This window comes from Clostridioides sp. ES-S-0048-02 (assembly GCF_020658495.1).
Taxonomy (GTDB): Bacteria; Bacillota; Clostridia; order Peptostreptococcales; family Peptostreptococcaceae; genus Clostridioides.
Map to the genome: position 1 here is coordinate 1 of NZ_JACVWH010000001.1, position 9,748 is coordinate 9,748.

At 27.4% G+C, this 9,748-nt stretch carries 3 protein-coding genes, 1 tRNA gene, 2 rRNA genes and 1 pseudogene; all 7 read left to right on the forward strand.

Features of this window, described 5'->3' with window-relative positions:
* Positions 1-123, forward strand: a 23S ribosomal RNA gene (locus IC173_RS00005); the annotation flags it as partial.
* A 91-nt stretch (positions 124-214) separates the two neighbouring features.
* A tRNA-Gly gene (locus IC173_RS00010) sits at positions 215-288 on the forward strand.
* 8 nt (positions 289-296) lie between these two features.
* Positions 297-413: ribosomal RNA gene (rrf, locus tag IC173_RS00015) — 5S ribosomal RNA — on the forward strand.
* A gap of 268 nt (positions 414-681) precedes the next feature.
* The gene (locus IC173_RS00020; protein ID WP_227482150.1) at positions 682-2,703 is read left to right on the forward strand and encodes an N-acetylmuramoyl-L-alanine amidase; all 2,022 of its coding nucleotides are present in this window, start codon (positions 682-684) and stop codon (positions 2,701-2,703) included.
* A 622-nt stretch (positions 2,704-3,325) separates the two neighbouring features.
* Positions 3,326-5,299: pseudogene (locus IC173_RS00025) on the forward strand (N-acetylmuramoyl-L-alanine amidase).
* Between the two features lie 246 nt (positions 5,300-5,545).
* Positions 5,546-7,462: a hypothetical protein gene (locus tag IC173_RS00035; RefSeq protein WP_227854994.1), complete on the forward strand. Its 1,917-nt coding sequence runs from the start codon at positions 5,546-5,548 to the stop codon at positions 7,460-7,462.
* Positions 7,455-9,674 (forward strand): ATP-dependent helicase, encoded by a 2,220-nt coding sequence (locus IC173_RS00040; protein WP_227831271.1) that lies wholly within the window; start codon positions 7,455-7,457, stop codon positions 9,672-9,674. Before IC173_RS00035 ends, IC173_RS00040 begins: the two co-directional genes overlap by 8 nt.
* The last annotated feature ends 74 nt before the right edge of the window (positions 9,675-9,748 follow it).

Consider the following 9,748-nt stretch of genomic DNA (forward strand, 5'->3'; position numbering starts at 1 on the left):
TCAAGATAAGATTTCCCACCGCAAGGGTAAGACCCCAGAAAGACTATCTGGTTGATAGGTCGAAGGTGTAAGTGCAGCAATGTATTTAGCTTATCGATACTAATAGGTCGAGGACTTGACCAATATTTATTTGATGTTCATTAATTAAAATATATATGTAGTTTTTAGAGTGTTAACTTTAAAAAACTAGTTTTACTAGCTATAAAAATTTAATGCGGGTGTAGCTCAATGGTAGAGTTCTGGCCTTCCAAGCCAGCTGTGAGGGTTCGATCCCCTTCACCCGCTCCAAAAGATTATGTGGTTACAATAGCAGAGAGGATACACCTGTTCCCATTCCGAACACAGAAGTTAAGCTCTCTAGCGCTGATGGTACTTGGTGGGAAACTGCCTGGGAGAGTAGGACGTAGCCACGTAATTTTTTTTTGCATAAAATTTTATAAAAATCTAATTATTATATGTTTTTATTTGTCTTTTATAGATTTTTTTGGCAATAAATGATATAGTGAATATAATTAAATATTTAAATATTTAATTTTTTTTGTTTTTTTGTAAGTTTATTTTTATAACTTTCTTTAAAATTTTTGGGAGATACACTTTGACATATGTTTTAAAAGTAATTTTAACAGTAAGTAGGATAAAAAATAAATAAAATAGAAATTTGTGTTAAATAAGGAGATTAATATGAAAAAAAATGCAAGATTGATAACAACAGGAATTCTTTCAATGGCAATTGTTGCACCTACAATGGCATTTGCTACTGAGTCTAATGCTATGGAAAATAATGCTAACTTAAATATAAATTTGGAGAAAAAAAGTATAGTTTTAGGAAGTACATCAAAAGTAAGTGTGAAGTTTAAAGAAAAGCCAGATGCTGATAGCATTACTTTAAAATATAAATGTTATGACATGCCACTAGATACAACTCTGAACTACAATCAATCAACTGGATTATATGAAGGAACAATCAACTACAATAAAGACCCAGAATATTTAAATGTATGGGAATTACAGGGTATAACAATAAATAGCACAACTAATCCTAAGACTTTAGATAAACAAGAATTAGAAGCTATGGGATTAAATTTAAAAGATTATGATGTAACACAGGAATGTATAATTGAAGACATAACTTCAAGAAAAGATGTAAGTAAATATATGAGAAAAACTTCTGCTCCTATAACAGAACTTACAGGAAGTGATAGATATGAAACAGCAGTTAAGATAAGTAAAGAAGGCTGGAAAAATGGTTCAGATAAAGTAATTATAATAAGTGGAGATGTAAGCATCGACGGTATTATATCAACTCCACTAGCTACTACATATAATGCACCAATACTTTTAGTTGAAAAAAACAGTGTACCAGCCAGTGTAAAAGCAGAATTAAAGCGTCTAAATCCTAAAGATATAATTATAATTGGAGATGATAATTCTATTTCTAAAACTACTGCTAATCAAATAAAATCAACTGTAAGTGCTAGTCAAACACGTTTGAATGGTTCTAATAGATATGAGACATCTTTATTGATAGCAAAAGAAATAGATAAAAATCATGATGTAGATAAAGTATATATAACAAATGCAAATGGTGGAGAAGTAGATGCACTTACTATTGCAGCAAAAGCAGGTCAAGATAAGCAACCAATTATATTAAGTGATAAAGACAGTCTTACAAACGATACATATAAGTGGCTACAAAGTGAGGATTTACAAAGTGCTTACTTTATAGGTGGTCCTCAAATGTTATCAACAAATGTTATCAATAAAATAAATGATATAACTAAAGATAGTGTTACTAAAAATAGAGTATATGGAGCAGATAGACATGAAACAAATGCAAATGTAATAAAAACATTCTATACAGAGGATGAATTAGAAGCTGTTTTAGTAGCTAAGTCAGATGTACTTGTTGATGCTTTAGCAGCAGGGCCATTGGCTGCTAGTTTAAAATCTCCAATACTTATAACACCAAAAACATATGTATCTGCATATCATAAGGATAATTTAGAAGCTAAATCTGCTAATAAAGTGTATAAGATAGGAGGCGGATTAACTTCTAAGGTAATGAATTCTATAGCATCATCATTATCTAAGCATAATACAACACCGACAGACCCAGGAACTAGTAATGGAGCAAAGACAGTTATGATTGACCCAGGTCATGGTGGCTCGGATACTGGAACAACAGGTAAACCATTAGGTGGAATTAGAGAAAAAGATTATACTTTAAATACTTCACTTGCAACAACTGAATATTTACGTTCAAAAGGAATAAATGTAATTATGACAAGAGATACAGATAAGACTTTATCACTTGGAAATAGAACTGCCCTATCTAACTCTTTAAGACCAGATTTATTTACAAGTATACACTATAATGCATCTGATACAACTGGAAATGGAGTAGAAGTATTTTATAAACTTGCAGACAAAAATGGTGGAACTACTAAAACTGTAGCTACAAACATATTAAATAGAATTTTAGAGAAGTTTAATCTTAAAAATAGAGGTATAAAAACAAGAACACTATCAACTGACCCTACAAAGGATTACTTGTATGTTTTAAGAACTAATGATATGCCAGCTGTACTTGTAGAATGTGCATTTTTAGATAATGAGAAGGATATGAGTTTATTGAATTCATCATCAAAAGTAAAGGACATGGGTACACAAATAGGTAAAGGTATAGAAGAGTCATTAAAATAGTACATAATGAAAATACTTAAAAAACTCAGCATAAATTAATTTATGACTTTAGATTTAGTTTAAATCCATAAAATAAAAATATAATTCTGTTAGTAATAAAGACTATGTATAAGTTGTTGCAGATATAAGTGCAAATAGTGTATACATAGTCTTTTTGTGTTGAAGTTTTGGTTGCTAAGTCTCAGGTGTAATTATAGAGATGTATTTAACTTCTAGGTATTAATAGGTCGAGGACTTGAATAATATTTATATGATGTTTATTTATTAAAATATATATGTAACATTTAGAATTCAACTTTGAAAAATTAATTTTATTGACTTATAAAAATTTGATATAAAACTCTACAAAATATAATCATTATATGTTTTTATTTGTCATTTATAGATTTTTTTAGTAATAAATGATATAGTGGAAATGAGCAGATATATTTAATTATGTTTATTTTTTGTAATTGTTTATTTTTTGTAATTTAATTTTTAATAAATTTTTGCAAATTTAGATAAGCACACTTTGCTGTGTTTTAAAAAATTAAAAGATAAAAAAAGCAAGGTGAAAATCTATGTTAAGTAAGGAGATTAATATGAAAAAAATACGAGATTAATAACAACAGGAGTTCTTTCAATGGCAATTGTTGCACCTACAATGGCATTTGCTACTGAGTCTAATGCTATGGAAAATAATGCTAACTTAAACATAAATTTGGAGAAAAAAAGTATAGTTTTAGGAAGTACATCAAAAGTAAGTATAAAATTTAAAGAAAAACCAGATGCTGATAGCATTACATTAAAATATAAATGTTATGATATGCCACTAGATACAACTCTGAACTACAATCAATCAACTGGGGTATATGAAGGAACTATAAATTATAATAAAGACCCAGAGTATCTAAATGTTTGGGAGTTACAAGGGATAACAATAAATAGCGCAACTAATCCTAAGACTTTAGACAAACAAGAATTAGAAGCTATGGGATTAAATCTAAAAGACTACAATGTAACACAGGAATGTATAATTGAAGATATAACTTCGAGAAAAGATGTAAATAAATATTTGAGAAAGACTTCTGCACCTATCACAGAACTTACAGGAAGTGATAGATATGAAACCGCTGTTAAAATAAGTAAAGAGGGATGGAAAAATGGTTCAGATAAAGTAGTTATAATAAATGGAGATGTAAGCATAGATGGTATTATATCAACTCCACTAGCAACTACATATAATGCACCAATACTTTTGGTTGAAAAAAATAATGTGTCTGATAGTGTAAAAGCAGAATTAAAGCGTCTAAATCCTAAAGATATAATTATAATTGGAGATGAGAATTCTATTTCTAAAACTACTGCTAATCAAATAAAATCAACTGTAAGTGCTAGTCAAACACGTTTGAATGGTTCTAATAGATATGAGACATCTTTATTGATAGCAAAAGAAATAGATAAAAATCATGATGTAGATAAAGTATATATAACAAATGCAAATGGTGGAGAAGTAGATGCACTTACTATTGCAGCAAAAGCAGGTCAAGATAAGCAACCAATTATATTAAGTGATAAAGACAGTCTTACAAACGATACGTATAAGTGGTTACAAAGTGAGGATTTACAAAATGCTTACTTTATAGGTGGTCCTCAAATGTTATCAACAAATGTTATCAATAAAATAAATGATATAACTAAAGATAGTGTTACTAAAAATAGAGTATATGGAGCAGATAGACATGAAACAAATGCAAATGTAATAAAAACATTCTATACAGAGGATGAATTAGAAGCTGTTCTAGTAGCTAAGTCAGATGTACTTGTTGATGCTTTAGCAGCAGGACCATTGGCTGCTAGTTTAAAATCTCCAATACTTATAACACCAAAAACATATGTATCTGCATATCATAAGGATAATTTAGAAGCTAAATCTGCTAATAAAGTGTATAAGATAGGAGGCGGATTAACTTCTAAGGTAATGAATTCTATAGCATCATCATTATCTAAGCATAATACAACACCGACAGACCCAGGAGCTAGTAATGGAGCAAAGACAGTTATGATTGACCCAGGACATGGTGGTTCAGCACCTGGAAATTCATTTGGATGAATGATTGAAAAAGATTACAATTTAAATACTTCACTTGCAACTACTGAATATTTACGTTCAAAAGGAATAAATGTAATTATGACTAGAGATACAGATAAGACTTTATCACTTGGAAGTAGAACTGCTTTATCTAACTCACTTAAACCAGACTTATTTACAAGTATACATTACAATGGTGATAATAATAGAAAAGGCCATGGAGTAGAAGTGTTTTACAAGCTTAAAGATAAAAATGGAGGAACTTCTAAGACTGTGGCTACAAACATATTAAATCGAATTTTAGAGAAATTTAAACTTACAAATAGAGGTATAAAAACAAGAGTACTTACTAGTGACCCTACAAAAGATTATTTATACGTTTTAAGAACCAATGACATGCCAGCTGTACTTGTAGAATGTGCATTTTTGGATAATGAGAGTGATATGAAGTTAATAAATTCACCTGCAAAAGTAAAAGAAATGGGCACACAAATAGCTAAAGGAATAGAAGAATCATTAAAGTAATTAAAAATAGAGTGATTAAAGTTTAATATAAATTTATGATCGTGAGTTTATATTAAAGCTATAATTTGAAGTATGGGTGTGTAAATATATAAAGACTATATATACATTGTTGCATATACAAATGCATAACAGTGTATATATGGTCTTTTTTGTAGTTAAATTCAATAATTTGATTGTATTTTGAAAAATGCACAATATGATATAATTAGATAATATACACTTAATTTAATTAAGGAAGGTGATTATGTGGAATATTTATTAAAAAAAAGCAGTCTAAAAAAAGATGAAAATGAATCCTTAGGCAAATATAAGGAATTATTGAATAGAACTGAAAATAACTCAAGAAGTATTATTTTATTAGTACCAAATAACAATACTAGAATAAGATATGAGAGGTCATTAGAATTAGATTATAGTGAAGAATTAAAAATAACAACATATATAGGATTTGTAAAAAAAGAATTATTAAAATATTGGGCACTTATAATAGAGAAATGTGAAGGAATAAATAAAAAATCTATATCTCCAACATTTATATCAAATAGTTTAAGTGAATATTTAATAATTAAAAAAGTTAAGGAAAAAAGAGTGAAAGAAGGATATTTCGAAGATATCACAGGAACGAATAAATCAATCGCAAGAAGTATAATTACAAATATAAGTAAGTCCGCATTTAATTTAATTGACTTTGATTTTATTGGAGAAAAAATATATTCATCAAAGAAAAATAGAAATAGTATATATAGATTTTCATATACTCAGATGGATGAAATTATATCATATTATATAAATACACTGCTTTCAAATTCAATTTTAGATAATGCACTGAGTGTATATCTATATAATAATTACCTTCTTAATGATGAGTTTTATTTAAAAAATTTACTTAAAGAATTGAGATATATAGTAGTTGATAGTCTTGAAAATTCAAGTAATGCAGAAGTAGATTTTATTGAAAAGGTGTCAAGCAATGCATTAGAAAGCTATATATTCTTTGATTTTAGTAAAGATTATTCTGTATTTAATAATATTGACATGGGTTATATAAATGAAAAGATAATATCTAAAATTAAATTTAAAGAAGAAATTAACTTTGAAAAAAGTAATATAAAAATAGAAGATTTATATTTATTACCCTCAAGTATAGAATTAAATCAATCAAGTCAACTATATAATGAAATGTTAGATTTAGTGAGCGAAAAGGTTGTAACACTTATAGAAAGTGGAGTATCTCCAAAAGATATAGCAATTATATCACCTATAAACAATACAATATTGGAGTATCAAATTAGAGATTCTTTGAAAGAAAAAAATATAGATGTTTTTAACACTAAAAAAGATAAAAAAGCTATAGATTACCCATATGGAAATGCTTTAGTGGTTGCAACTTGCATATTTTATGGATATTTAGACTTTATAAAAGATGAAGAATATATAAGTTTTTTAGAGACTCTTTTAGACATAAACAGAATAAAAGCATTTAAGATTTTTAAAGAAACAAGGTATTTAGAAGTTGATAAAATAGGAGGATATAATCAATATCGTGATATTTTACAGTATATTGAAGAAAAAAAGAAAAGTGATATAAAAATACATGAATTTTTAATTCAATTTTATATAGATAAAATGTTAAATTTAAAAGATGGTAAAAAGAATGTTGGTCTATGTAAACAGATAATAACTGAAAGTGAATCATTTAGTGAAAGTGCAAACCTACTTGGATTGAAAGAAGAAAAGATTTTTATAGAAGCTTTAAAGACGACAATAAATGATTATTATTCTGTTATTGATATAGAAGAGTTAAAAAGCAAAGATAAAATAGTAATAACAACTCCTTATTCATATATATCATCAAATATAGATAGAAGTGTCCAGATATTGGTAGATATAGGAAGTAATTCTTGGAATATGAAAATAGAAAAAGATATAAGTAATTTAATTGTACTTAGAAAATCTTTTGAAGAGAAAAAAATTTATACAAATGAAATGGAAGAGTACTACAAGAAATATTATCTATATAATACAATATATAATTTATTGTTAAGTGCAAAGAAAGTTTATGCATATAAGAGTGAATACACAATTAATGGTTATATTCAAGAAAGTATGCTATATAGTATACTTTTGAAACTCTCACATAAAGGAGATAAAATTTATGATTAATATAAACTATAGAGAAGACCAAATACCAATAATAAATTATGAGGATGGAACTATGGCAGTTCCAGCAGTTCCTGGGGCTGGCAAGACATTTATAATAACCAATTTAGTAGCTAAACTACTCCTTGAACAGAAACATAAAGGTGGTAAAATATTAGTTCTTACATATATGAATAGTGCTGTAAATAATTTTAAAGGTAGAATAAAAAAAATACTTGAAGAAAACAAAATAGACGATATTAACTCATATGAAGTAATGACTATACATAGTCTAGCTGTAAAAATAATAAAGGAAAAACCCGAAATAGTAATGCTAAGTGAAGATTTTAATATAGCTGATGATTTACAAAAAAGTATTATATTAAATGAATGTATAAATAAATTTAGATTTGATGGAGGAGAAAGAGCATTTAGATGGTTTCTAAAGGAGCAAAAAGATGAGAGATGGAAAGAGATAACTCTTGAAGCTTGGGAGAGAGGTTTTTTTGAATTTGTAGGAAATGCTATAAGTGAACTTAAATACAAGGGAATTTCTCCAGATAAGCTTGAAGAGATACTATCAAGAGGGCACAAAGGCATGCTTAAAGTGATTTTGCCAATATACAAATTGTATGATAGAAAATTAAAGCAAAATGGCTTACTAGATTATGATGATATATTAATTCTAGCAGAAAAAACCTTATGCTTAGATGAAGGACTTAGAAAAAAATTCCAAACTAGATATAAATATATTTTTGAAGATGAATGTCAAGATTCAAATGAAATACAAGGGAATATAATAAAAATTATATCAAGTGAAAATAATAATTTAGTTAGAGTGGGAGATATAAATCAGAGTATAACAGGTACATTTTCATCATCAGACCCTAGGTTTTTTAAAGAATTTATAAAAAATGCAAAGTGTTGTTATAGGATGGATATGTCAAATAGAAGTTCAAAAGATATACTAGATTTAGCAAATTCACTTGTAGAATATGTTACAAAAGAATTTAAACAAGAGGAATGCAGATATGCTCTTGAGGATATGCAAATAAAAACTGTTCCAACTGGAGTTGGATATAAAGAAAACCCTAAGCCAGAGCATTATAATATAAATGTAAAATGGTATAATAGTTGGAAAAATGAAATAGAACAAACTGCTAAATATGTTAAAGGTATAAAAAAGAAATATCCAGATAAGAGTATAGGAATACTAGTTCCATTTAATGAACAAGTTACACAAGTTGCTAAGGAACTTAGAGAGTATAGTCTAACCTTTGAAGAATTGGGTCCAAATTCTTTAAGTAAAAGAAAGGTTATAAATAGCATAGCTTCTATTATAGATTTTATGCTAAACTGCGATGATATAGAAAAGTTAATAATCGTACTTGATAAGGTTTTTATAAATACAGACAATGAGATAGAAGAAAAGAATTTTTTAGACAGATTAAAAAAATATACAACAGAAGAAATTATATATGATTTGAAATTTAATAAAGATAAATTTGAATCACTAGAAATTAATGAAGAAAGCGATATATATACAAGTTTTAAATATGGTATAGATATTATAAAACAGATATTAGAATACCCAATAATAAGGTTAGACCTGCTGATACTGTTCATTGGTAAAAAGCTCAACTTAGAAAAAGAGGATAAAGCAGTATTAGATTATATATCTTTTTATATAAAGTATTTAGTTTCGGAAAATATATATATGGACTTAGAAGATGTTTACAATGTTCTATTTGATGTTAAAAATAAGGTGTTTAATCACATAATAGATGTAGTTTATGAGATAAATGGATATGAGCCAGAACCTGGTAGCATAACACTATGTAATTATCATAAATCAAAGGGGATGGAATGGGATTGTGTGTTTTTATTAGGTCTTGTTGAATATAATTTCCCTGACAATATTACTCAGAAATTTCAGAGTGATAAATGGTACTTAAAAGAAAAATACAAAAATCCAATGGCTATTATTAAGTCAGAAATTGAAGCTATATTAAAAGGTAGTATTTCAACTGATTACGCTTATCAAACTAAAATTGATTCTATAAATGAGAAGATTAGACTTTTATATGTAGGAATCACTAGGGCAAAGGAGATGTTAGTACTTTCAGGGAGTGCTTATAGAGATGAAAATGATATAGGTAATAAAAGAAAAGAACAGAATCCTTGTGTTTATTTAAGAAGGTTGAATCAATATATTATTGAGAAAAGGTCAAATTAACATATAGATGAGTTAAGTTGATATATTATTGAAAGAAATATAAGTTAATATATGATGAGTTTAGCTTATATACT

Bases quoted from the DNA above. Each gene is read 5' to 3' on its own strand.
- IC173_RS00040 (WP_227831271.1), top strand. From the start codon at position 7,455: ATGATTAATATAAACTATAGAGAAGACCAAATACCAATAATAAATTAT.
- IC173_RS00020 (WP_227482150.1), top strand. From the start codon at position 682: ATGAAAAAAAATGCAAGATTGATAACAACAGGAATTCTTTCAATGGCA.